This window comes from uncultured Thomasclavelia sp., from assembly GCF_944324745.1.
Lineage (GTDB): Bacteria > Bacillota_I > Bacilli_A > Erysipelotrichales > Coprobacillaceae > Thomasclavelia.
Genome location: NZ_CALUXO010000018.1, coordinates 14,031 through 37,693, shown reverse-complemented (window position 1 = coordinate 37,693; position 23,663 = coordinate 14,031). Strand labels below are relative to the sequence as shown.

Sequence of the window (23,663 nt, the reverse complement as noted above, 5' to 3'; positions counted from 1 at the left end):
TTATCGCATATATGGGTTGGACCACATAGACATACTAACCTGTGCTTGTTCTTCTCCATCTAATATTTCTTTTATGTGATTTTCATTATCCCACGGTGCGGCTTCTTTCCATGAGTTAATATAATCATCAAATTCTTCTATCCCACCAAGCCACTTAACATGAAATGGATAATCTTTTGGATCAATCATTTTTAATCACCTCCCTGTTATGATACTGACAACTTTCATTATTGGAAGTTGTTTTTAGATAAAAAAGTCTGATTGACTACTCAGACTTGAAATCAATGTATTTATTGTTGACATAATATTGTTTTCGAACTCGATTTTCTAAAATACTATGGGTATAACCAGTTGATACTAAAATATAAATCTCATCTATAGGTAAAAAAATCCCATTTATATCCTGGGCTCCTGCCAATAATTTAACTTGATCGATCATTTCATCGCCTCCATTAAATGTATTGACAAATTTTAACTATCTAAACCAGTAAATAATTTAACAAATACAAAAAGCATGAATTGCTTCATGCCTTACATAAAATCTTCCTGATTGCGATTTAGCCACCATCTTTTAATAATAACGTGTACTTTTGCCAGATCCATGTCTAAAATCTGACCAATTTCTTTTTTCAACTGAACTTCATTTAAATGCGTTCTAGCAATAAATCCATCCCCATTTTTTTCAAAGCTGGCTAATTTATTAAACCGTTCATCAGCAGCTAAATCATAAAAATATCCATCATCAAAATTAACAATCAATATATAATATTTTGGGCGTCGATTTCTTTTTCTTAAAAAAATAATTAAAAGCAATAATAATATAACTACTACTACGATCCCGATAATCAAATAAATCCGCATAAAATTACCTCCACCTTTCAACTATTTGTATCATTATCTATCACTACGTATCTGTTGTATTAATATACTCCATTATAACACAGAAAATCTCGTAGAACTATTTTATTCTACGAGATTTGACTTTTTATCCTCTTTGATGATGACGTTGTTCCATTTCTCTTTTTACCAGCGTATTTTCATAATTTTCAATTTTATTTTTTAAATAGCTGATGACATCCTCTAACTCACGAACTTGAGCTTCTAGATTACCTAACTGTTCAATCATAATTTCTTTACGTTTGGGAATAGTATGTTCGCCTTCATTAAATAAATCAACATATAATTTTATCTGTTCAATTGTCATTCCAGCTTTTCGCATACACTTAATAAAATTAATCCGCCGAAAATCAGCTTCCTGATAATCACGATGACCACTGGAATTTTTATGAACAGGATTCATCAATCCAATTTTTTCATAGTACCTTAAAGTAGTAGAACTAATATCAAACTTCTTACTTACTTCTGCAATTGTCATCTTTGTCACCTCTTTTAGTTATATTATAGAGCAGTTTTATTAATCCGGCAATTGATTTTAGCGCCCGACTCTTTTAGCCATAGTTGAATCAGGATCCCAACGTAAAGCCTGTAATTCCATTTTGTCTAATGCTTCTTTGATTTTAGACAATTCTTGAGCAGTAAATTTAATTTCCGTAGCTTGAATATTCTCTTTAATTCGACTCAATTTACGACTACCAGGTATAGGAACAATATAATCTCCTTGTGCCATGACCCAGGCCAAGGCAATTTGAGCTGGAGTGGCTTGTTTCTTTGTAACTATTTTTTCTATTAGATCGATCAGAATCTGATTGGCCTGCATATTTTTCTTTTTAAATCGTGGCTGTTTGCTGCGTGTATCATTAACAGGAAAACTTTGATTACTGGCAATTGTTCCCGTTAGAAAACCTTTTCCTAGCGGAGCAAATGGAACAAAGCCAATCTGTAACTCCTGTAGTGTTTTTAATAAACCATTATTTTCTGGTTCTCTAAAAATCATCGAATATTCACTTTCAACAACCGTTAAAGGGCAAATAGCATGGGCTTTTTTAATGGTTTCGATTCCCGCTTCACTTAATCCCCAATGCTTGATTTTTCCTTCAACCATTAATTCTTTCATTACCATAGCCACTGTTTCAATTGGTGTATTTGGATCAACTCGATGTAAATAATATAAATCTACATAATCTGTCTTTAATCTTTTTAAAGAACCAGCTAATGAAGCTCTAATCACCTCAGGTCTTGCATCTAAAACTTGTTCATTATTTACTACTTTAATACCACATTTAGTTGCAATTTGGTAACTATCACGAGGATAGATTGATAAAGCTGTTCCTACTAAATCTTCATTATACAAAATTTGGCCATCTACTCCAACTCCCTGATAACATTCAGCTGTATCAAACATTGTAATTCCAGCCTGATAAGCTCCACGAATTACTTCAATCATTTCATCAGGATTAGCAGCATCTCCAAACCCATGGGTCATCCCCATACATCCTAGACCAATTGCGGACACTTTAAAATCTTTACCTAAAACTTTTGTTTTCACCTGGCTACCTCCTTTAATTAAGTCCTTTATTTCTGTCAAGATTACTATTTCTAATAAATTAATTTTAATACTTGTAGTTAACTTCAAGTCAATCTTTTTTCAAGAAATTCCTTTAAATTTAAGTATTCATCTTGAAAAAAAGAACTATAATGGTTACAATACTTACGACTTACATATATTTATAAGGGGGACTGTCATGAAAGCATTTTCGCAAATGAATCAAGAAGAACTTATTGATGCAAAAATAGAATTAGAAAAACGTTACAATGAATTTAAACAGCAAGGTTTAAAATTAGATATGTCACGTGGTAAACCATCAAGCGATCAATTAGATTTATCAATGGATTTACTTAATTGTCAAGAATATATCTGTGGTGGTGTAGATTGCCGTAATTATGGTGGCCTTGAAGGTTTAAAAGAACTACGAGCATTTTTTAGTGATTTGCTTCAAGTTAATGCTGATAACATTATCATCGGTGGAACTTCAAGTTTAACTATAATGTTTGATTATTTATCACAAGCAATGGCCACAGGAATTTTAAACAATACTCCATGGTCAAAATTAGATAAAGTTAAATTTTTATGTCCAGCACCTGGATATGATCGCCATTTTGCTTTCTTAGAATATTTTGGCATTGAAATGATTACCATCGCTTTAAACGATGAAGGACCAGATATGGATGCTGTTAGAGAATATATTAAAGATGAATCGGTTAAAGGAATGTTTTGTGTTCCTAAATATTCTAATCCAACTGGTATTACTTATAGTGATCAAGTTATCAAAGAACTAGCAGCCTTAAAGCCAGCTGCTAAAGACTTTAGAATCATTTATGACAATGCTTATTGTGTTCATGATCTAACATCACCTGGTGACCAGCTATTAAATATATTTGACGAATTACCAAAATATAATAACGAAGATTTAGTTATTATGGTTGCTTCTACATCTAAAATTACTTTTGCCGGAAGTGGTATTTCATGTTTAGTTGCCAGCGATAATAATATTGCTGATATTAAAAAACGTTTATCAGTTCAATCAATCTCACAAGATAAAATGAACCAATTACGACATTTAGTCTTCTTTAAAGATGTCGCTAATTTAAAAAAGCATATGCAATTACATGCTAAAATTTTAAAGCCAAAATTTGATGCTGTGCTTAATTGTTTAGAAACTGAATTAGGTGGTAAGGAGATTGCTACATGGACTAAACCTAATGGTGGTTATTTTATCAGTCTGGATGTAATGCCAGGATGTGCTAAACGAGTATGGCAATTATGTCAAGAAGGTGGCGTAACTCTTACTAATGTTGGAGCTACTTTCCCATATGGTAAAGATCCTCAAGATCAAAATATCCGTATAGCACCATCTTTTCCAACTGTAGAAGAATTAAATAAAGCCGCTACTTTGCTGACTATCTGTGTGCAATTAGCTGCAATTGAAAAAATAAGCGAGAAATAAATAATCTCGCTTATTTTATTTCGTTGATTTATCATAGGCATTAATCTTTTTACGATAAGCAATAAAATCATTAAAAAACATTCTGATAACACAAATCATCGGTACTCCAAGCAGCATTCCAAAAAATCCAAACAAACTTCCAAAAACTGTTATTGAAGTAATAATCCAAAATGGAGAAACCCCTACAGTATCGCTTAAGATATGTGGTCCTAAGAATAATCCATCAAACTGTTGTAATACAAAGATAAAAACTCCCGTAGCAATCCCTGGCATCAAACCTTCAATCAAGAAAACCACAAAAGTAACCGGGATACCACCGATAAAAGGCCCAAAATAAGGGATAATATTGGTAATAAATACTACAAAGGCTAATAAAGGATAAAATGGTAGATTCATGAAATAAAAACCAACTAAAGCAATTAAACCTATAATTACCGAATCAATAAATTTCCCATAAATAAAATCACCAAAGATTTTATGTGATTTATAAGCATAATGATGAATTAAATCCAATTTATGATGATTTATAAAACATAACATTAATCGATCAAAAATACCTAATAACTTCTTGCTTTCAATCAAAATATAAGGACAAAAAATCAGTCCCATTAAAATAGTAAGTAAAGTACTTCCGGTCTTTCCGGCAAAAGCAATCATTCGTAAATAATCATTAGCTGATAAACTTTTTATTGAATTAACTAGTCTGTCACTAACTTTAATAATCGTTTCAGTTATCTTCGGATCATTAAAAGTTTGATTAATCGTCGTTTTAAAATTAAAATAATAATAATCAATATTATTAATTAATTCAATTATGTAACTCATAATCACTGGAATTAACCAGTATAGTAACAAAACTAATAAAACAATCAATGCCAAGAAAACAATTAAAATACTTATTACCCGACTATGTTTACTAATAAATTTAGATTGATTATTATTAAAGCAATTCTCTAATATCTTTACTAGTGGATATAAGATATATGCCAATGTTGCCCCTATGATAACTGGATAAAATGCTTTCAAGACAACTGTAAACCACGATGGATCAAACACTTTAAAAATCACTATCAATATTATCCCTAAGATTAATATTATACTATATTGCTTTAATTTTGTCTTTTGCATTTATTTTCTCCCCTTTAAAAACTACTTTAATTATAACACAATTAATCCCATATTTTGACTAAAATTAAGCGCTTAAAAATTCAAAAAAACCTTCTTTAAAATAAAGAAGGCCAATGAATAATAAATAATATTAAACTAATAGATAATAAAATTCCACCAATAATATCACTAAAATAATGCACTCCTAAATAAATTCTACTCAGTGATACTAAAGTAATAATCACCACACTAATTGCTATCAACAACTTCCGATATTTAAAATTACTATGATAAAAATAATATATTAACATCCCATATAAACAAGTGACTGCCATTGCATGGCCACTAGGAAAACTATAGTTACTTTCATGAATAAATGTCATGACCTCTGGCCTAGGACGTTGGATAATCACTTTTAAGACCTGGTTTAATCCTTGAGTAAATAAAGCAGTAAGTAAACAGGTAAGTGCCAGTTTACGATTAAATAAAAAGACTCCAGCAGTGACGATCAAAATCCCAAACAAACTCCCCAACTGAGTTATTGAAATAAAAAATATAGTAACTATATCACTTGTTAATGTTCTTAAAATTACAAAAACCAGATGATCAATTTTTTGTAAATGACCATTTATCATTAAATAATAATCGGTGATAAACAAAATAAGTGGCATTAAAAATAAATATTGCTTATAATTCTTTTTTAACTTTGACACCATTTTCCTTAACTATAAAAGCTGGAACACCGACTACCGTACAATTATCAGGTACATCTTTTAAAACTACCGTTTGGGCTCCTAAAATGGTATTATTTCCAATCGTTACATCGCCAATTACTTTTGCCCCTGCCGAGACCATTACATTATTTAATAAGGTTGGATGGCGTTTTACTTTATGTTCACCAGTACCAACACCACCTAAAGTAACTCCCTGATATAAAACACAGTCATCGCCAATAATGGTTGTTTCACCAATTACTACGCCCATGCCATGATCAATAAATAATCTTTTCCCAATTGTCGCACCTGGATGGATTTCAATTCCTGTAAAGAATCTTGCAATTTGACTTAATAAACGCGCTAATAATTTCAAATGCAACTTAGTCCACAAAAAGTTATTGATCCGATAACAGAACATCGCATGTACCCCTGGATAATTGATAATAACATTTAAAGCATATCGTGCTGCTGGATCAGTTTCAATAACTTTTCTGATCAAACTTTTATTCTTCATAATCTCACCCCTTTTTGTTAATATACTGATATTTTAAGAAAATTGCAACTAATATAGTATATTTTATTCAATCATGCTAATTATTTTTAGGCCAAAATAAAACAGAACTCATCCCCCAACAAGTCCTGTCTATTAATATTAGATACTATTATAGTGTGTATCTTTCTTCCCCTACTTATAAACCATTTCTGATTTATAAATAGATTATATCCATTACTAAGAAAATGTCAACAAAAAATATTGAAAAAACTAATTTTCTTTCCTTAATTTAGGAAATTCCAAAACATTTAAACTAAAATCATAAATATGTATACAATTAAATCCCATAAATTTTTAATATCAAATCATATGCCAACTTAATCACATTATTAGATAAACGCCCTTCTACAATTGCTAAACGACCATAAGACGTCTTTTTTAGCTCTTTATACAACTTAGCATTAGTATATTTTAAATAATTCCATAAATCATCCTTATCTTGAATACTCTCTAAATTACCCTCAAGACTAAGCAAAGCACTGACAATTAAAGTTACCATTGATAAATACTTGATCATATAATTTCTTTGCTTACGTGAACGTAAACTATAAATATCATAATAATCAAAATATAACCGTGCTACTTTTAATAAATCCATTTGCTTAAAGGTATCAATGGAAATATTAGTAAATGGATTTCTCCCAAAACAATGTAGTGGCATATCAATATAACAAAATGATCTTAAATATGGTAAAGGTCCATAAGCTAATATTTCTAGAGGAAACGTAGCTCCTAATGAAAAATTATCAATTACTTCCTTAACGATCCTAGTTTTTAAAATCAATGATGACCTTAATAAATACTGTTTTTTCTTAAAATGCTTAATTTCATGCCATCCAAAAATCTTATCTTTAGGAAAAACCGAACGATAAGAAACAACTCGTGGTTTCTTTTCATAAAAAGCACAATAATCAGTGACAATTACATCTAAATTAGCTTGCACTCTAATAATATCATGTAAAGTTTCGACCACTCGTACTAATGAGGCTCGATCTACCCAATCATAACTGTCTAAAACCTTAAAATATAAACCAGTGGCATGACGATATGCTAGAGCGATAATATCTTCATTTTCCGTATTTTTAATAACTTTAAATGTTTCAGGATAGTCTTGTTGATATGCTAACGCCGCCTGATAAGTTTCATCAGTAGAATTATTATCAATAATGATAATTTCCAAATCATCTTTTAAAATCATACAAGACCCTAAAGCTTTATGCATATAATTGATTGCATTAGTACATGGAATACAAATTGTTAATATTTTCATTGAAAATCCCCCTAATAAATATATCTTAACATATTTAATTGATAATATGTAGTTGATATTGCATTTCTTAGTATTTTGTGGTATTTTATTTAAGTACTTATAAAAGGAGAAATGCCAATGTATTTTGTTATAAACTGCTTTATCAGTGCTGTTTGTATTGTTTCTTTAATCTTATTTACTGAAGTATTTCCAAAAATCATTAAGTTTATTTTAGGAGCAGTGCAAGTAGTTACTACATCTTATGCAATTGCAATTTTAATCAAAAAAATTGGAGAATGGACTGGAATCTGGTCTGGTGATTATCAATACATCAACAGTAATTTCTTATGGATTTTACCAATCGTCGCTGTTATTACTATTGCAATCGCTTATTTATGTCATAAAAGAGCAAATAAAAAAAGTAAAAAGAACTAGTCATCTAGTTCTTTTTATTTTATCTTCTTTTCCTGAGCAATTTTTGTCAGTACTGAGGCAATATTATTTAATGCCGCAATTACTTTATCATTATCACGATAAACCCCTAGAACGATTCGAAAATGGCCTTCACCACCTGGTCCATAATTTTTACCATCATTTACAGATACCTTAGCTTCAGTTACTAAGCGTTGACAAATTTCACTACTATCTCCTAATCGACTAACATCAACCCAGCCCAAGAAACCAGACTGACTCAATTCCATTGAAACACCAGGAACTTCGTTTAAAATACGATAAGCCATTTTTCGGCGATAATCATATTTTTGTCTAAATTCTTCCATAAAATCAGGATTTTTAAAAGCTTCGATAACAGCAATCTGGCTAACGGTATTCGTTGCGCCAATTACACTAACCGCACAACCATACATTACATCCATAACTTCATCGCAAGCAAAAATATAACCAACTCGATAACCACTTAAACCCATCCCTTTAGAGACCGAACAAACAGTAATTGTATGTTCAAACATTCCCGGCAGGCTCATTGGAGCTATAAATTCATTTTCAAAGGTAAAATCTTCAAATGCCTGATCACAAACTAAAACTAAATCATATTTTAATACTACCTGTCTAATTGCCTCTAAACTTGCACGATTAAAAACAGTCGTAGTTGGATTGTTAGGATGGGTCAAGACGATCATTTTCGTCTTATCAGTAATCAAGGCTTCTAAAGTTGAAGACTCAATTTGATACCCATTTTCTTTTTTTAATGGTAATATTTTAGCTTTAGCTTGCATCATAGCGATATTTTGTAAGTTATTAGGATAACAAGGACATGGCACAATTACTTCATCATCAGCTTGTAAAAAAGGGAACATGGCAAAAAATAACGCACTGTCACTGCCAGGAGTAATAATAATATTTCGATTTGGATCTAGATCCACTCCATATTTTTTACTGGCATGTTGACAAATAATTGTTCTTAATTCCATATTACCAGTTGGAGCTGTATAATGACTGGCTAGTGGTGATTTAATAGCTTCGATAGTTTTATTTAAGACAGTTTCATTTAAAGCATAATCAGGCATCATTGGATCAGCCCAGCCCATCAGGGATACCCCCTGACTAGCTAGTTTAGTATAACTGTCTCCAACATCTGCTTTTTCTACTGCTTCAAACAAACCACCAGAAATACTTTGAAAAGCCGGTTTCATTTTATTTTTCATTGCAGTTAATAAAATAAATGTCCTTTCTACCTGGATATAAATAAGTTAATCCCTTTTCGTTAAATAAAACAGTTTCTTCAGTATAGAAATAATAATCTTGATTATTTACAGGGGCCTTAGTATTTAATTCTAAAGCAAAAGTTGTATTATTGGACAATTTTACATCACCTTTTACTGGAATAGCCTGTTGATTATTCCATAATCCAATTGTTGGTCCAGGACCATGTCCGTAAAAATTACATGGATGTGAATATAATACCGCTTCAATTCCTTCTTCCTTAGCTTGATTTAATGCATCAATCAAAACTTCATTTCCGGTTTTTCCAACTTTCATCTGGCTGGCAACAATATCTTGGAAACGATCATTTATTTTCATTCCTGCTAATAGCTCATCAGGAATTTTTGTTTCACCATCTTTAGCAACATAAGCTAACCGTTGCGTATCCGTACAAATATTCAAATAACGAATACCAAAATCACAGTGCAACAAATCACCTTTTTCAATTACTCCAAAATACTGGCTATCTTCAAGACCCTCTCGTTGTAAATCAACAGTTGGCTCAAACCAGTAATCTAAACCTAAATCTTTGACTTTTTGCATCATTAACCATTGAAGATCTTCACAAGTAGTTACACCTGGAGTAATACTTTTAGCACTGAATACTTCTTCAATTACCGAAAAAGCCACAGCTACAACTTCTGGATGTAACTCTAATTCAGTTGGTGTTCTTAATTCCATTAATTTGATTGCTAGAGCATCGTTTCTAATAATCCTTTTTTGATATTTTTCATCCATCTTTGCAGTGATCATTTCATATAATCCCTGTGACATTCCATCACTAAAAGCAAAATTATCAGAAACATTAACAGCTATGTTTTTAGGATCATATTCTTGGCATAAACGATTTAAGCATGCCATTTGATCTTCGTGATTAAAATCAATCCAATAGCTAGTATAATAAGGAGCCAGCTCTTTGCTTGGCATACATAATGAAAAACGTTTTACTTCATCACCCTTTTTAACAAAAGCGAATAATGAAATTCGTCTAGCTGTTGGATAACTAGCTGGGGTAATTGCGTGAAAAAGTGGATCTTCATTATACTCTTTCGATGCTGAAAGCCACATATCTACGTCATATTCTTTCATTACTTCAGGCAAAATCAAATCTAAACGTTCTTGTAAGATTTTATCCTTTATTTGATATTGTTCTTTTACTGTTTTTATACTTATCATAAATTTCTCCTTTCATAATATCTAAATTATACTACTTTTAAATAAAGAAAGGAATACACATAAGTGTATTCCTAATAAGTAATTAATTATTCAGCAGTGTATGAAGCTCTTGTTAAATCATAATGTCCTTCTGGTGAAGAAGTAACACCTTCTAATTCTGATGCTTTTAAGAATGGTTCAGTATATCCAAATAATGGAACTACATAATGCATAGTTTGAACTAAGTATTGTTCAGCTGCATGTAAACCATTCATACGTTCAGCACCATCTAAAGCGTTAGCTGCATCTAACATAGATTCATAAGTTGCATCATCAACTGTATTACCAGCTTTATCGAACCCATAGTACATAGATAAGTAAGCCATTGGATCTAAGAAGTCTGCAGTCATTGCATGACGGCAAGTTTCGAATTCACCTTTATCACGTTGATCAAAGAATGTTTGTAATTCAGCTACTTTTAATTCTAAGTTGATATAAGCTTCTTTTACAGATGCTTGAATAGCTTGAGCAACGTCTTTATGCATAGGAACATCGTTGTAGCTGTATGTTAATGTTAACATATTATCAGCGCTGTATCCTTTAGCTTCCATAATTTGTTTTGCTTTTTCAATATCATAACCACCTGCATAGTTGTTTCCAACTTCTTCAGTATAATCACCATTAGCTCCAGGGATACCAATAGGAACTAAGTTATTTAATTCATAAGCATAATCACCTTTACCAGAAGCTTGCATTACAGCATCACGGTCAATTGCAAGAGAGAATGCTTCTCTGATTTCAGGGTCTTTTAATACTTCATTAGTACATTCTTCTCCAGAGTTGATTAAAACATAATAGTTACATACAAATGGATCAATTACATAAACTTGATCTTGTAATTCTTTGCTATTTTCAATAGTTTCACTGTTAACGTTTGTTGCGAAATCAATTTCTCCAGATTGGAAAGCACTAGTTTCTGAGTTAGCATCAGCCATTACTTTGAAAGAAATTGTTTCTAATTTTACTTCGTCAGCAGCATGATATTCATCATTTTTAGTTAAAACAACTTCATCTTTAGAATCTACTTTAGTAGCTGAGAAAGCACCATTAGTTGGTAAGTCAGTTTGATCAGCCCAAGTTGATTTTAAAGGATCGCCACCATTAGGAGCATCAGCATTTTCAATAACATCTTGACGCATTGGATAGAATACTGTGTTAGTTAATAATGAAGTGAAGTAAGGGCATTTTGCCTTTAATGTAATTTGGATAGTTGTATCATCTAATGCAACAGCTCCAAAATCAGCCAATTCATCAATTGATCCAAGTTCAGCACCAGTACCACCATTTAAAACATTTTCAGAAATAAATTGTGAATAATAAGCAGTACCAGTTCCCATTGCAGCAGCACGTTTCCATGCATAAACAAAATCATTTGCAGTTAATGGTTCCCCATCAGACCATTTATAGCCATCATGAATTTTGATTGTATAAGTTAAACCGTCGTCGCTGATTTCTGGCATATCAGTTGCCACATTTGGTACAGCATTACCATCTTGATCTAATTTATATAGACCTTCATACATTTGTGCCAATACATTGGCAGTAATAGAATCATCAACAATAGCTGGGTCTAAGATTTCAATGTCCCCACCTACTGCAGCTCTAACTGTTGAAGTATCACGGTTTGATCCACCACCGCAGCCAGTTAGTGAAACTAACATAGCTAAACATACTAGAAAGCTAAATAGTTTTTTCATGTTTTTTCCCCTTTCTAAAATTATTCATATAAGAAACAAGCTACCTGGCGACCCTCAACTGTTTTAAGTTGTGGCTTAGCCTGAGCACATTTCTCAGTAGCCTTAGGGCAACGTGTTCTAAACACACAGCCACTAGGCGGATTGATTGGGCTAGGTAATTCTCCTTGTAGAACAATACGTTCTCTTTCTCGAGCCACTTTTGGATCTGGAATTGGCACAGCAGATAAAAGGGCTTGAGTATAAGGATGTAATGGACGACGATAAACATCATCACTATCACCAACCTCAACCAAATTTCCTAAATACATTACCCCAATTCGATCAGAAATATGTTTTACCATACTTAAATCATGGGCAATGAATAAATAAGAAATCCCCATTTCGGCTTGAATCTTTTCAAGCAAATTTATTACTTGCGCCTGAATAGAAACGTCAAGCGCAGAAATAGGCTCATCACAAACAATGAATTTTGGATTTAATGCTAAAGTTCTAGCAATTCCAATTCTTTGTCTTTGTCCACCTGAGAATTCATGAGGATAACGACGAATGTGGTCTGGTTTCAAACCAACAATTTCCAACAACTCACGAACTCGCTTCTCACGTTCTTCTTTAGTACCAATATTGTGAATATCCATTGGTTCTCTAATGATTTCCCCAACTGTCATACGTGGATTTAAACTGGCATAAGGATCCTGGAAAATCATTTGGACATCACGTTTAAATTGTTTTAATTCTTTTCCCTTAATAGTAGTAATATCTTTACCATTTACATAGATTTTTCCTGCAGTTGGTGTATTAATTTTAACAATTGCTCTACCAGTAGTACTTTTACCACACCCAGATTCACCAACTAAACCGAATGTTTCACCTTCATAGATTTCAAACGAAATCCCATCTACTGCTTTGACAATATCTTTTTTCTTTAAAAAGCCACCACCGATTTGAAAATAGACTTTTAAATCTTCGATTTTTAAGACTGGTTTTTTATCCATCTTTTAAGCCCCCTTTCCTTGTTTCGCTAAAGGGTGAGATAACCAGCAAGAACATGCGTGCGTTTCACTAAATTGTTTTTCTTCTGGCATCTTCATTTTACAAATCTTCATTGCTTTATCACAACGATCAACAAACGGACACCAATCACCGATATTTAATAAATCAGGTGGTGATCCCGGAATTGGATGTAATTCTTTTCTTTCCACTTCTTCTGGATTAGAAATACAAGATAATAAACCTTTAGTATATTCATGTTGTGGATTATAGAAAATTTCATCTGCAGTACCGATTTCAACAATCTTACCACCATACATGATAGCAATCCGATCACAGATACTGGCAACGACACCTAAGTCATGAGTAATCATAATAATACTTGAATCAATTTCTTTCTTTAAATTTTTAATTAAATCAAGTACTTGAGCCTGAATAGTAACATCCAACGCTGTTGTTGGTTCATCGGCAATAATTACTTTTGGATTACATGCCAGCGCCATTGCAATGATAATTCTTTGACGCATCCCTCCAGAAAACTGATATGGATATTGTTTGATCCGTTGTTCTGGTGAAGGAATACCAACTTTTTTCATTAATTCAATTGCTCTTTTTCTTGCTTCCGCTTTCGAAATCTTATTGTGATTTAAGATTGGTTCACATAATTGTTTTTCGATAGTTAAAACTGGATTCAAGAAAGTCATTGGATCCTGGAAAATCATGGCCATATCATTTCCACGAATACTGCTCATGATTTTATCATATTCTTTTTTATCGTAATTTTTTGGTGAAATATCTTTTCCATCAATTGTAATGTCACCTTCGCTAACACGACCATTTCCCGCTAACAAGCCCATTACTGAATACATTGTTTGTGATTTTCCGGAACCAGATTCACCAACAATTCCTAAAATTTCACCTTTTTCAACACTTATTGTAACATCTCTAACAGCCTGTACGATCCCGTTTTCAGTAGTGAATTCAGTAGACAAGTGTTTAATATCTAACATACTCATATTCTATACCTCCTACTTCTTCTTAGGATCTAAGGCATCGCCTAATCCGTCTCCAATAAAGTTTAATGCTAACATGGTTAAACAGATTGCCAGTACTGGCCAAACAACCTGCATTGGATAAATCATCATGACCTGACGAGCATCGTTAGCTAATGTACCCCAGCTGGCTTGTGGGGCATTTAACCCAATCCCTAAGAAACCTAAATAAGCTTCATTAAAGATTACACTTGGAACTAACATCGTAACTGATACAATAATTGGTCCCATTGAGTTAATGATCAAGTGTTTTAAAATAATTCTTTTACGACTTGCCCCTAATACAAAGGCTGCAAGTGAGAATTCCTGTTCTTTTAGGGTCATAACCTGAGCTCTAACCTGTCTAGACATTCCCATCCATGACGAAATCGAAATCCCTAGCAGGATTGAAAACATACTCGGTTCCATAACTACTACGATCAAAATTACGTATAAGATATCAGGAATTGAATACATCATATCTACAAAACGCATCATTAACATATCAACTTTACCACCGAAGTATCCAGCAACACCGCCATATAATACCCCAATACATAAAGCAATAAAGGCAGCAACAACTCCAACTGTTAATGAAATACGCCCACCATACATAACCCGAACTAAGATATCACGACCAAATTTATCAGTTCCCATTGGATGAGCTAATGAAGAACCCAAATTGGCACTAGCCATATCTTGACCATCATATGTATATGGTGAAACCATTGGGATTACGATGCAGCAAACAACCATAACGGCTAAAAAGCAAAATCCCACAAAAGCTAATTTATTTTGTCTAAAACGACTCCAAGCATCTTGAAAATACGTCTTACTTTCATATGAAATTTTTTCAGCATTTTTTTCAGATTCAGCAAGCGGTTCAAATAATTCAGGAGTAAGTTCTAATTCTTTATTCTTATTTTCCATCATCTTTACCCCCTTACTTCAATCTAATTCTTGGATCGATTAACGCTGAAATAATATCAGTAATTAAGTTAAATGAAATAATTAAAATACCTAAGAAAATTGTTACTCCCATAATTACTGGATAGTCACGATTCATAACACATGAAACGAAAGTACTTCCAACCCCGGGAATAGAATAAATACTTTCAACTACGAAACTTCCAGTTAATAAAAATGCAAACATTGGTCCAGCGTATGTTACAACTGGTAACATTGCATTTTTAATCGCATGGCGAAGAACAACTCGACGGTATGGAGTTCCTTTACTACGAGCTAAAACAATATAATCCTGTTTCATGACTTCAACTAATGAACTTCTAGTTAAACGAGAAATCATCGAAATTGGATAAAGTGCTAGCGAAATCGCTGGCATGACATAGTTGGCCGGGCTATTGAGCCCCACAAACGGCAAGAGTTGTAATTCCACCCCAACAAATACAATCAATAACATTGCAATTAAGAATGAAGGAATTGAAACTCCAATCGTTGCAATAAACATACAAACATTACTTACCCATTTCTTTTCAGAAAGAGCAGCAGCTGTTCCTAAAGAAATCCCGCCTACAACGGCAACTATAAAACTAATTGATCCTAATCGTGCCGTAACTGGGAAACCGTTTTTGATATAATACTCAACCGTTCTACCTTCTTGAACCATACTTTCACCTAAATTACCATGAGCTAAATCCTCAATATAAATTAAGTATTGTTCAAAGACTGGTTTGTCAAGATTATACTTTTCCATCGCAGCTTGGTAGGCTTCTTCTGTTTTATACTTTTCACCATTGATTGGTGATCCTGGTGTAGCTTTCATCAGAAAAAACGTTACACTAGCAAGGACAAAAAGTGTTACGATTCCAATCAGGACACGCTTTAAAACATACCTTAACATTTAATCACCTATTCCTTTACTATATATGTTATAGAATACCTTAAAATATGTTAAATTTCAAATACTTTTTTGGTTCAAAGCTGTATTCTACCTAGAAAAAATAAAAAAAGAGGATGATTAATTTGATAATCACCCCTAAAAAATCTTAATTTTAAACGGTTTTTCGAGCTTTTTTAAATAATTACCATAACTTTACATACAATTTGGATTATTGTGGTAGACTATAGATTCCTTTATGTAAATCCTGTGCTTGTTTATCAGCTGTGATGATTTCTTGTTTATAGGTATAATCATAACCATAGTCATAGAATTTTTCAACATATCCTTCGCTAGCTAATTTTTCCTGTAATAATTCACCATCCACAAATACCCATGCTAACAGTCGATCATATTTATCATTTGTATCGCCATCATTATTTAATTCCAGCTCAATGGTCGTAGCGTTAGTTAATTGATCTTTGGTAAACTCACTGGCTTCTTTTCCATATGGTTCGATTTCATTTGTTGATTCGGGAGTATCCACATACAAAAAACGCACTTTGGTCGTTTCACCATCAATATCAAACCAGGCCGTATCTCCATCAACACACTTTGACAGAGTAACTTCAAAGCGTTCCCCTGGTTCAATAGACTTATTTGCCTGATAAAAATTATAACCGGCAATGATAATCAATATTAATATTCCAATCCAGCTTTTTGATAATTTTTTTCTTTTACTTTTACTTAGTCTAATCTGCCTTGCCATTTATTTAAATTCCCCTTTTAAGCTTTAATACCAACTGCCTTTTTAGCAAGTTTATCAGCCCGATCATTGTAAAAATCACCACTATGGGCTTCTACCTTAACAAAGGTTATAGCGATTTGCTGTCGCAATTCTTTCATTTTATTTTGATAAGCAATGGTCCCTGGTTTAGTTGCCTGCCAGGCACTAGTTGCCCAATTTTCAATTCCTTCAAAATCATAGTAAATACCAATGCTTTTATATCCATGAGCAATTGCATATTTTAAAGCATTTAAACACGCTAATATTTCTCCGGCCACATTTCGCATTTCAGTTAATTCTTCATTATTACCTTTTCCAAAAAACTCCTTAACTACCTGTTGATCTTTAATGATAACACATCCATAACCATATTCTCTAGTTGTAGTATTAAAACTTCCATCAACATATGCCTGCAAGTCAACATCTACATCTACATAGCTTTTTTCTAATGGTTTATCTTCAATAAAAGCTAACGCTTCAGCTTCAGTTTTAAATGATTTAAAAATTGCCCCTTTAAAACCATTAACTTGTTGCTGGCATAAATCCCAGCTATTATAGATACCGGGTTTTCGTCCTTTTTTTACTGCATAATATTTTGCCATAATTACTCCTTTAAAAAAACATCTTTACTATTTTATCTTAGAATGACCAAGAAGTAAATAAACAACAAGGGTACTTAATAAAGGGATTGTTTTAATTCAAATTAGTGGGTATAATTACCATAAACAATATTATTAAGGAGTCTTAGATATGAATATTGAAGAAAGATTTTTAAAATACGTTAGTTTTGATAGTCAATCTGATGAATACTCATCAACTACACCATCAACACTAAAACAATTAGAATTAGGAAAAGAATTAGTTAAACAAATGTTAGAAATTGGGATTGACGATGCCCATTTAGATGAATATGGTATCGTTTATGGAACTATCAAAGGAAATGGTGGTACTGGTGATGTTATCGGTTTTATTGCCCATATGGATACTTCACCTGATGCCAGTGGTAAAGATATTAAACCAAATAAAGTAACCAATTATGATGGCTCTGTAATTACGATCAATCAAGAATTAAATTTAACTCTAGATCCTAGTAAATTTGAAATCATGAATAAAATGATCGGTCATGATTTAATCACTACTGATGGAACTACTCTACTAGGAGCTGATGATAAAGCTGGTGTTGCCATTATCATGGATTTAGCCGATTATTTATATCATCATCCTGAAATTAAACACAATGACATTAAAATTGCTTTCACCCCTGATGAAGAAGTTGGACGCGGAACTGAAAATTTTGATGTTAAGAAGTTTGATGCTAAATATGCCTATACCTTAGATGGTGGTGATTTACAAGAATATAACTATGAAAACTTCAACGCTTATAGTGCTGTAGTAGAAATTACCGGTAAATCAATTCATCCTGGTGATGCTAAAAATAAAATGATCAGTGCTATTAATGTCGCTATTGAATTTGAAAATATGTTACCAGAACAAATGAAGCCATATTATACTGATAATTATGATGGTTTCAATCATCTCCACCATTTAGAAGGTGACTGCTCATATGCTAAAGCCGAATATATCATTCGAAACCATGATTATGATACTATTCAAAAACAAATTGCTGATTTTAAACGCATTAAAGATTATTTAGATGCTAAATATGGATATGAATTAGTTAAATTAGAAATCAATCAATCTTATCTAAATATGGCTAAAATTATTAAAGAAAATTATTATATTATTGAACGATTAGAAAAGGCCATGAACGCTGTAGGAATCGAACCCGTTGCCACACCAATTAGAGGTGGTACCGATGGAGCTAATTTAACTTATAAAGGGTTACCATGTCCAAATATTGGTACTGGCGGTGCTAATTTTCACGGTCCTTTTGAATTCGTGTCTTTGACCATGATGAAACAAGCCGTAAAAGTTTTATTGGAACTTGTTAAAGAATAGATGAAACGGTGTTTATTTATTATCAATCCTTCTTCAGGACAAAGAACAATTCAAAATTCATTAGATAAACTAATTGGACAATTAGCCCTAAAGCAGCTAGTAAACCATGTAGATGTCTTTTTCACTCAAAAAAAAGATGATGCTTACTATCAAGCTTTAAATGTTAATCAAAATGATTATGATTTTCTAGTTGTCGTTGGTGGTGATGGAACCATCAATGAAGTGGTCAGTGGGATGGTCACTAGTCATAAAACAATTCCATTATGTATCTTAGCTGCTGGAACTGTTAATGACTTTGCTAATTATTTAAATTTGCCAAGTCAAGTTGATAAAGTCTGTGATTTGATCAAACAATTTAAAACACTATGTTGTGATGTAGGTAAAATAAATAATCGTTATTTTATGAATGTTGCTGCTGGTGGTATGTTTAGTGATGTATCTTTTACTGTCAGCAAAGCCGATAAAAAAAGATTGGGTCCTTTAGCCTATTATATCAATGGAATTATCAATCTTCCTAGTCAGTTAAATACTAATATTGATTTAACAATTACAGTAGATGATCAAGATCCAATTGAAATTGAAGCAAAAATGTTTATGGTTTCTAATACCAACCGAGTTGGTGGTTTTGATTGCATTATCCCTTATGCCGATGTTCAAGATGGTTTATTAGATTTAATCGTTATCAAAAAGTGTTCAGTAACTGATTTAATGGCATTATCAAAAGATTATCTTTTAAAAAAACATGCTGATAGTCCCTTTATCTACTATACTCAAGCTAAAAAAATTGCCATCAGTACTAATCAACCCTTGGTTATCGATATTGATGGTGAAGAAGGGTCACAGTTACCAGTAACGATTGAAGTTGCCTCTAAGGCAATCAATATTTTAATTCCATAAAAAAAAACAGGTTTAGAAATAATTATTCTAAACCTGTTTTTGCGTCCATTTTGCAAATTCTTCATCAGTAGCTAAAACTACATGTGTTCCATCAACTAAATGTTCCGTTCCTTTTTCATAATCAATATCATTAGAATCATAATCATAAGTTAAAGAAGTACGATTCTTTTCAACTCTTGGGTTAGGAACTGGAATTGCACTTAACAATGATTTAGTATAAGGATGAATCGGATTTTCAAATATTTCTTCAGTTGTTCCAGTTTCAACTAGATGTCCTAAATGAAGAACCCCAATATGATCAGAAATATATTTAACCATACTTAAATCATGGGCAATAAACAAAATCGCTGTATTAGTATCCTTTTGAATTTTCTTCATCAGATTAACTACTTGCGCCTGGATTGAAACATCCAATGCTGAAATTGCTTCGTCAGCAATAATTAAATCAGGTTCCATGATCAATGCTCGAGCAATACCGATTCTTTGACGTTGTCCTCCAGAAAATTGATGAGGATAACGGCTGGCATGTTCTTTTGATAAACCAACTAGCTCTAGCATTTCATAAACTTTTTCTTCTCTTTCCTTATTATTTTTATATAAATGATGAATATCTAATCCTTCAGCAATAATATCCATAACTTTTTTACGGGGATTTAAACAAGCCATCGGATCTTGAAAAATCATCTGCATCTTAGTTCTTAATAGTTTTAAGTCACTATTAGACATTTTTCCAGAAATATCTTTACCTTTAAAAGTAATTTTACCATCAGTTGGTTTATATAAACGGATAATACTACGACCAGTAGTTGATTTTCCAGAACCAGATTCACCAACTAATCCATAAGTTTCCCCTGGATAAATTTTAAAAGAAATTCCATTAACGGCTTTGACTGTAAATTTACGATTAATTCTAAAAAATTGTTTTAAGTTTTCAACTTCTAATACTGGTTCTCTTGTTTCCATCTTTACAGTCCCTCACTTTTCATTTTTTCTAGACGATTTTTTAATGATTCTGGCATTTCTACTTTTGGTGCCTTTTCATGCATTAACCAGCTAGCAACCTTATGAGTTGAAGAACCAGGCACATCAAACATTGGTGGTTCTACACGTAAATCTATTTTCAAAGCATATGGATTACGTGGTGCAAAAGCATCACCTACTATCTCATTAGTCAAGTTAGGTGGTGTTCCAGGAATAGTATATAAAACATCATCATCAGTATCTAAATCTGGCATTGATGAAAGTAATCCCCAAGTATATGGATGTCGTGGATCATAGAAAATTTCATCAATTGTTCCTTTTTCAACAATCTTTCCAGCATACATTACATTGACAAAATCTGCCACTTTGGCAACAACACCTAAGTCATGAGTAATATAAATTACTGATAAATCTTTTTTAGCTTGAATTTCTTTAATTAATTCCAAAATTTTAGCTTGAATCGTAACATCTAATGCTGTTGTTGGTTCATCGCAAATTAATACATATGGGTCACATGATAAAGCGATAGCAATAACAACTCTTTGACGCATTCCTCCAGATAATTGATGAGGATAGTTTTTCATTCTTTTTTCGGCATCAGTAATTCCAACTAATTCTAATAGTTCAATTGCTTTTTTATAAGCTTCCTCTTTAGGTGTTTTATAGTGATAGATCATTGGTTCCATAATTTGTTTACCGATGGTCATCGTTGGATTTAACGATGTCATTGGATCTTGGAATACCATGGCAATTTTACGACCACGAATTTCTTTTTGCATTTCATGTTCGCTCATTTGTACGATATCTCGTTCTTGCCGTTCACCAGTATATTCATCATACCAGACATAGTTGATATAACCACTGTCAATTGTTCCATTGCTGGCCATAATTCCTAAAATTGCTTTAGTAGTAACACTTTTTCCAGAACCTGATTCACCAACGATTGCAATTGTTTCACCTTTATATAAATCAAGATCTACACCACGAATGGCACTAACTTTACCAGAGTCGGTTTTAAAAGAAATGTGTAAATCTCTAACTTCTAAAATCTTTTCTCTTTTTTCTTCCATAATTACATCTCCTTCATGGTTGGATCTAACGCATCACGAAGACCATCAGCTACTAAATTGAAACATAACATCAAAATTGCCAAAGCAATGGCTGGAATTAGCATCTGATATGGATAAATCAAGAAAAATGAGAATCCATCATTAACCAATGTACCTAAAGATGCTTCTGGTACTGGTAAACCTAATCCGACAAATGATAAATATGCTTCATAGAAGATGGCATTAGGTACAGTCATCATACACATGATAATTAACTGATTAATAATATTTGGCAAAATTTCTTTAAAAATGATAAAGAAGTTGGAAGCTCCTAATGTTCTTGAAGCTAAAACAAATTCATCTTCTTTTACTTTTAATACTTGCGCCCTAGTAATTCTTGACATCGGAATCCACTCTGTAAATGACAAAGCAATTACAATAGTAATTAGCGATGATTTCATAACTGTTAATAATAAAGTTAAAACTACTAATGTAGGAATTGAGTTTAAGACTTCCTGAATTCTTTGTAAGACCATATCGACCTTACCACCAAAATATCCAGAAATTAAACCATAAGTCATTCCAACAATAACATCAATAAATACTGCTAAAAAAGCAATTAATAACGAAACTCTAGCTCCACGCCATAATCTAACAAATAAATCACGACCAAAGTTATCAGTTCCAAAAAAATGAGTTGCATTAGGTTCAATATTGGCAAGTGATGTGTTAATTTCAGCATAATTCCATTGACTGACCATCGGAACGATGATTGCTAATAAAATATAAACTGCAATAAAAATAATACCAATTACTGATCCTTTATTTTTAATAAAACGACCAATTGAATCCTTCCAAAAAGGTTTGGCTGGTGTAACAACATCTTTGATTTCTACTTGCCCCTCACTGACGAAATCAAAATCATCAGGCAAAAATTCAAATTTTTCATCCATCATTGTTTACCCCTTTCCTAAACGAATTCTTGGATCAATTAATCCATAAGAAACATCAATTACAAAAACAATTACAATATACATAACCGCATATAAGAAAGCACATGCTAGAACGATATCATAATCGTTTGCTGAAATACCATTAATCAATAATTTTCCTAGACCAGGTACCCCACAGATTTGTTCAACAACCATAGTACCAGTCATCAAGTTAACCAAAATAGGTCCTAAAATAGTAATAACTGGAATTAAACCATTTCTTAAAGCATGTTTTAAAATCAATGTTCTACCATCTAGCCCTTTAGCTTTAGCCAATGTAATATAATCACTATTTAATACGGAAATCATCTCAGTTCTGGTAAAACGAGCCACGTTAGCAATAACGCTCATCGAAAGCGCCAGCACTGGCAAGATTGAACTAAAAATCGGATTTCGGTTACTATATTGCAATGGCAATATTTTCAATTCATAAGCAAAAAACATAACCATCAATAAAGCAAAAACAAATGATGGTATTGATACCCCTAAAACTGAAATTGTTGTTGTTAAAGTATCCCAGATAGTATTTTTCTTAAGTGCTGCAATAACACCTAAAAGCATTCCAACTAAAGTACCAAAAATAGTCGCTGCGATACCATACATAAATGAAATCTTTGCTGCATTTCCCACTAATGAAGCTACAGATACATTTTTATATAAGGTAAATGAGATACCAAAATCACCCGTAATCATATCTTTTAAATACATAACAAATTGTACTAATAAAGGTTGATCAAAACCATACTTGGCATTAGCTGCTGCCAGTTGTGCATCGGTCATCCTTTCAGAGTTAAAAGGAGTTCCTGGTAATGATCTGATCATTACGAATAATACTACAATAATTACAAATAGAGTAACAAGAGAAATGGCTAGTCGTTTAGTTATATATTTAACCATTGCCTTATCCATATCTTTTTCCTCCTTTAATAAAGAAACACATTATAGATAAATATAATGTGTTTCTACCTACTTTTTTTAT

At 32.4% G+C, this 23,663-nt stretch carries 26 protein-coding genes; 4 read left to right on the top strand and 22 right to left on the bottom strand.

What is annotated here, in order from left to right; all coding sequences use genetic code 11:
* The 5 genes from Q0K54_RS01725 to Q0K54_RS01705 form a co-directional block, all read right to left on the bottom strand.
* Positions 1 to 189 (bottom strand): hypothetical protein, encoded by a 189-nt coding sequence (locus tag Q0K54_RS01725; RefSeq protein WP_294578118.1) that lies wholly within the window; start codon positions 187 to 189, stop codon positions 1 to 3.
* 76 nt (positions 190 to 265) lie between these two features.
* Positions 266 to 439 carry a hypothetical protein gene (locus tag Q0K54_RS01720; RefSeq protein ID WP_294578117.1) on the bottom strand — a complete coding sequence of 58 codons (174 nt, stop codon included), beginning with the start codon at positions 437 to 439 and terminating at the stop codon, positions 266 to 268.
* 92 nt (positions 440 to 531) lie between these two features.
* Entirely contained in the window at positions 532 to 861 is a 330-nt protein-coding gene (locus Q0K54_RS01715) for a hypothetical protein (RefSeq protein WP_294578116.1), read from the bottom strand.
* Between the two features lie 124 nt (positions 862 to 985).
* Positions 986 to 1,375, bottom strand: coding sequence for a MerR family transcriptional regulator (locus Q0K54_RS01710; protein ID WP_294578115.1), 390 nt, complete (start codon positions 1,373 to 1,375; stop codon positions 986 to 988).
* A gap of 57 nt (positions 1,376 to 1,432) precedes the next feature.
* Positions 1,433 to 2,446, bottom strand: coding sequence for an aldo/keto reductase (locus Q0K54_RS01705; RefSeq protein ID WP_294578114.1), 1,014 nt, complete (start codon positions 2,444 to 2,446; stop codon positions 1,433 to 1,435).
* 196 nt (positions 2,447 to 2,642) lie between these two features.
* On the opposite strand from Q0K54_RS01705, the gene Q0K54_RS01700 reads away from it, so the two are divergent.
* Complete coding sequence (locus Q0K54_RS01700; protein ID WP_294578113.1) at positions 2,643 to 3,905, top strand: aminotransferase class I/II-fold pyridoxal phosphate-dependent enzyme; 1,263 nt, start codon at positions 2,643 to 2,645, stop codon at positions 3,903 to 3,905.
* Between the two features lie 15 nt (positions 3,906 to 3,920).
* Here the strand turns inward: Q0K54_RS01700 and Q0K54_RS01695 are convergent, their stop codons facing one another.
* From Q0K54_RS01695 to Q0K54_RS01680, 4 genes are all read right to left on the bottom strand, one after another.
* Positions 3,921 to 5,033 (bottom strand): AI-2E family transporter, encoded by a 1,113-nt coding sequence (locus tag Q0K54_RS01695; RefSeq protein ID WP_294578112.1) that lies wholly within the window; start codon positions 5,031 to 5,033, stop codon positions 3,921 to 3,923.
* Positions 5,034 to 5,128: 95 nt separating this feature from the next.
* A complete protein-coding gene (locus Q0K54_RS01690; protein WP_294578111.1) occupies positions 5,129 to 5,728 on the bottom strand; it encodes a phosphatase PAP2 family protein in 600 nt (199 codons plus the stop codon).
* Positions 5,700 to 6,242, bottom strand: coding sequence for a serine O-acetyltransferase EpsC (epsC, locus tag Q0K54_RS01685; RefSeq protein ID WP_294578110.1), 543 nt, complete (start codon positions 6,240 to 6,242; stop codon positions 5,700 to 5,702). Before epsC ends, Q0K54_RS01690 begins: the two co-directional genes overlap by 29 nt.
* A gap of 316 nt (positions 6,243 to 6,558) precedes the next feature.
* Positions 6,559 to 7,551: a glycosyltransferase family 2 protein gene (locus Q0K54_RS01680; RefSeq protein WP_294578109.1), complete on the bottom strand. Its 993-nt coding sequence runs from the start codon at positions 7,549 to 7,551 to the stop codon at positions 6,559 to 6,561.
* Positions 7,552 to 7,668: 117 nt separating this feature from the next.
* Between Q0K54_RS01680 and Q0K54_RS01675 the strand changes: the two genes are divergently transcribed.
* A complete protein-coding gene (locus Q0K54_RS01675; RefSeq protein WP_294578108.1) occupies positions 7,669 to 7,965 on the top strand; it encodes a hypothetical protein in 297 nt (98 codons plus the stop codon).
* Positions 7,966 to 7,979: 14 nt separating this feature from the next.
* On the opposite strand, the gene Q0K54_RS01670 is transcribed toward Q0K54_RS01675, so the two are convergent.
* The 9 genes from Q0K54_RS01670 to Q0K54_RS01630 all read right to left on the bottom strand — a co-directional run bounded on the left by Q0K54_RS01670 (position 7,980) and on the right by Q0K54_RS01630 (position 17,408).
* Positions 7,980 to 9,182, bottom strand: a complete 1,203-nt coding sequence (locus Q0K54_RS01670; RefSeq protein WP_294578107.1) for a pyridoxal phosphate-dependent aminotransferase — start codon at positions 9,180 to 9,182, stop codon at positions 7,980 to 7,982.
* 1 nt (position 9,183) lies between these two features.
* A complete protein-coding gene (locus Q0K54_RS01665) occupies positions 9,184 to 10,428 on the bottom strand; it encodes a M24 family metallopeptidase (protein ID WP_294578106.1) in 1,245 nt (414 codons plus the stop codon).
* A gap of 86 nt (positions 10,429 to 10,514) precedes the next feature.
* A complete protein-coding gene (locus Q0K54_RS01660) occupies positions 10,515 to 12,164 on the bottom strand; it encodes a peptide ABC transporter substrate-binding protein (RefSeq protein ID WP_294578105.1) in 1,650 nt (549 codons plus the stop codon).
* Between the two features lie 20 nt (positions 12,165 to 12,184).
* On the bottom strand, positions 12,185 to 13,156 hold the full coding sequence (locus Q0K54_RS01655; RefSeq protein WP_294578104.1) for an ABC transporter ATP-binding protein: 972 nt from the start codon (positions 13,154 to 13,156) through the stop codon (positions 12,185 to 12,187).
* Positions 13,157 to 13,159: 3 nt separating this feature from the next.
* Positions 13,160 to 14,167 carry an ABC transporter ATP-binding protein gene (locus Q0K54_RS01650; protein WP_294578103.1) on the bottom strand — a complete coding sequence of 336 codons (1,008 nt, stop codon included), beginning with the start codon at positions 14,165 to 14,167 and terminating at the stop codon, positions 13,160 to 13,162.
* A 12-nt stretch (positions 14,168 to 14,179) separates the two neighbouring features.
* Positions 14,180 to 15,115, bottom strand: coding sequence for an ABC transporter permease (locus Q0K54_RS01645; protein ID WP_374011439.1), 936 nt, complete (start codon positions 15,113 to 15,115; stop codon positions 14,180 to 14,182).
* A 10-nt stretch (positions 15,116 to 15,125) separates the two neighbouring features.
* Positions 15,126 to 16,043, bottom strand: a complete 918-nt coding sequence (locus Q0K54_RS01640; protein WP_294578101.1) for an ABC transporter permease — start codon at positions 16,041 to 16,043, stop codon at positions 15,126 to 15,128.
* 208 nt (positions 16,044 to 16,251) lie between these two features.
* Complete coding sequence (locus Q0K54_RS01635) at positions 16,252 to 16,788, bottom strand: thermonuclease family protein (RefSeq protein WP_294578100.1); 537 nt, start codon at positions 16,786 to 16,788, stop codon at positions 16,252 to 16,254.
* Positions 16,789 to 16,805: 17 nt separating this feature from the next.
* Positions 16,806 to 17,408 carry a ribonuclease H family protein gene (locus tag Q0K54_RS01630; RefSeq protein WP_294578099.1) on the bottom strand — a complete coding sequence of 201 codons (603 nt, stop codon included), beginning with the start codon at positions 17,406 to 17,408 and terminating at the stop codon, positions 16,806 to 16,808.
* A 148-nt stretch (positions 17,409 to 17,556) separates the two neighbouring features.
* Between Q0K54_RS01630 and pepT the strand changes: the two genes are divergently transcribed.
* Entirely contained in the window at positions 17,557 to 18,765 is a 1,209-nt protein-coding gene (gene pepT, locus Q0K54_RS01625; RefSeq protein WP_294578098.1) for a peptidase T, read from the top strand.
* Positions 18,766 to 19,662 (top strand): diacylglycerol kinase family protein, encoded by an 897-nt coding sequence (locus Q0K54_RS01620; RefSeq protein WP_294578097.1) that lies wholly within the window; start codon positions 18,766 to 18,768, stop codon positions 19,660 to 19,662.
* A 27-nt stretch (positions 19,663 to 19,689) separates the two neighbouring features.
* Here the strand turns inward: Q0K54_RS01620 and Q0K54_RS01615 are convergent, their stop codons facing one another.
* Genes Q0K54_RS01615 through Q0K54_RS01600 form a run of 4 tightly spaced genes read right to left on the bottom strand, consistent with a single transcriptional unit; the run spans position 19,690 to position 23,593 of the window.
* Positions 19,690 to 20,625: an ABC transporter ATP-binding protein gene (locus tag Q0K54_RS01615; RefSeq protein ID WP_294578096.1), complete on the bottom strand. Its 936-nt coding sequence runs from the start codon at positions 20,623 to 20,625 to the stop codon at positions 19,690 to 19,692.
* Between the two features lie 2 nt (positions 20,626 to 20,627).
* Positions 20,628 to 21,713: an ABC transporter ATP-binding protein gene (locus tag Q0K54_RS01610; RefSeq protein WP_294578095.1), complete on the bottom strand. Its 1,086-nt coding sequence runs from the start codon at positions 21,711 to 21,713 to the stop codon at positions 20,628 to 20,630.
* Positions 21,714 to 21,715: 2 nt separating this feature from the next.
* On the bottom strand, positions 21,716 to 22,645 hold the full coding sequence (locus Q0K54_RS01605; RefSeq protein ID WP_294578094.1) for an ABC transporter permease: 930 nt from the start codon (positions 22,643 to 22,645) through the stop codon (positions 21,716 to 21,718).
* Between the two features lie 6 nt (positions 22,646 to 22,651).
* The gene (locus tag Q0K54_RS01600) at positions 22,652 to 23,593 is read right to left on the bottom strand and encodes an ABC transporter permease (RefSeq protein ID WP_294578093.1); all 942 of its coding nucleotides are present in this window, start codon (positions 23,591 to 23,593) and stop codon (positions 22,652 to 22,654) included.
* Positions 23,594 to 23,663 lie beyond the last annotated feature (70 nt).

What these genes read in the sequence shown, in the direction of transcription:
- Q0K54_RS01725 (WP_294578118.1), bottom strand. Translation starts at nt 189, where the DNA reads ATGATTGATCCAAAAGATTATCCATTTCATGTTAAGTGGCTTGGTGGG.
- Q0K54_RS01720 (WP_294578117.1), bottom strand. Translation starts at nt 439, where the DNA reads ATGATCGATCAAGTTAAATTATTGGCAGGAGCCCAGGATATAAATGGG.
- Q0K54_RS01715 (WP_294578116.1), bottom strand. Translation starts at nt 861, where the DNA reads ATGCGGATTTATTTGATTATCGGGATCGTAGTAGTAGTTATATTATTA.
- Q0K54_RS01710 (WP_294578115.1), bottom strand. Translation starts at nt 1,375, where the DNA reads ATGACAATTGCAGAAGTAAGTAAGAAGTTTGATATTAGTTCTACTACT.
- Q0K54_RS01700 (WP_294578113.1), top strand. Translation starts at nt 2,643, where the DNA reads ATGAAAGCATTTTCGCAAATGAATCAAGAAGAACTTATTGATGCAAAA.
- Q0K54_RS01695 (WP_294578112.1), bottom strand. Translation starts at nt 5,033, where the DNA reads ATGCAAAAGACAAAATTAAAGCAATATAGTATAATATTAATCTTAGGG.
- Q0K54_RS01690 (WP_294578111.1), bottom strand. Translation starts at nt 5,728, where the DNA reads ATGGTGTCAAAGTTAAAAAAGAATTATAAGCAATATTTATTTTTAATG.
- epsC (WP_294578110.1), bottom strand. Translation starts at nt 6,242, where the DNA reads ATGAAGAATAAAAGTTTGATCAGAAAAGTTATTGAAACTGATCCAGCA.
- Q0K54_RS01680 (WP_294578109.1), bottom strand. Translation starts at nt 7,551, where the DNA reads ATGAAAATATTAACAATTTGTATTCCATGTACTAATGCAATCAATTAT.
- Q0K54_RS01675 (WP_294578108.1), top strand. Translation starts at nt 7,669, where the DNA reads ATGTATTTTGTTATAAACTGCTTTATCAGTGCTGTTTGTATTGTTTCT.
- Q0K54_RS01670 (WP_294578107.1), bottom strand. Translation starts at nt 9,182, where the DNA reads ATGAAACCGGCTTTTCAAAGTATTTCTGGTGGTTTGTTTGAAGCAGTA.
- Q0K54_RS01665 (WP_294578106.1), bottom strand. Translation starts at nt 10,428, where the DNA reads ATGATAAGTATAAAAACAGTAAAAGAACAATATCAAATAAAGGATAAA.
- Q0K54_RS01660 (WP_294578105.1), bottom strand. Translation starts at nt 12,164, where the DNA reads ATGAAAAAACTATTTAGCTTTCTAGTATGTTTAGCTATGTTAGTTTCA.
- Q0K54_RS01655 (WP_294578104.1), bottom strand. Translation starts at nt 13,156, where the DNA reads ATGGATAAAAAACCAGTCTTAAAAATCGAAGATTTAAAAGTCTATTTT.
- Q0K54_RS01650 (WP_294578103.1), bottom strand. Translation starts at nt 14,167, where the DNA reads ATGAGTATGTTAGATATTAAACACTTGTCTACTGAATTCACTACTGAA.
- Q0K54_RS01645 (WP_374011439.1), bottom strand. Translation starts at nt 15,115, where the DNA reads ATGATGGAAAATAAGAATAAAGAATTAGAACTTACTCCTGAATTATTT.
- Q0K54_RS01640 (WP_294578101.1), bottom strand. Translation starts at nt 16,043, where the DNA reads ATGTTAAGGTATGTTTTAAAGCGTGTCCTGATTGGAATCGTAACACTT.
- Q0K54_RS01635 (WP_294578100.1), bottom strand. Translation starts at nt 16,788, where the DNA reads ATGGCAAGGCAGATTAGACTAAGTAAAAGTAAAAGAAAAAAATTATCA.
- Q0K54_RS01630 (WP_294578099.1), bottom strand. Translation starts at nt 17,408, where the DNA reads ATGGCAAAATATTATGCAGTAAAAAAAGGACGAAAACCCGGTATCTAT.
- pepT (WP_294578098.1), top strand. Translation starts at nt 17,557, where the DNA reads ATGAATATTGAAGAAAGATTTTTAAAATACGTTAGTTTTGATAGTCAA.
- Q0K54_RS01620 (WP_294578097.1), top strand. Translation starts at nt 18,766, where the DNA reads ATGAAACGGTGTTTATTTATTATCAATCCTTCTTCAGGACAAAGAACA.
- Q0K54_RS01615 (WP_294578096.1), bottom strand. Translation starts at nt 20,625, where the DNA reads ATGGAAACAAGAGAACCAGTATTAGAAGTTGAAAACTTAAAACAATTT.
- Q0K54_RS01610 (WP_294578095.1), bottom strand. Translation starts at nt 21,713, where the DNA reads ATGGAAGAAAAAAGAGAAAAGATTTTAGAAGTTAGAGATTTACACATT.
- Q0K54_RS01605 (WP_294578094.1), bottom strand. Translation starts at nt 22,645, where the DNA reads ATGGATGAAAAATTTGAATTTTTGCCTGATGATTTTGATTTCGTCAGT.
- Q0K54_RS01600 (WP_294578093.1), bottom strand. Translation starts at nt 23,593, where the DNA reads ATGGATAAGGCAATGGTTAAATATATAACTAAACGACTAGCCATTTCT.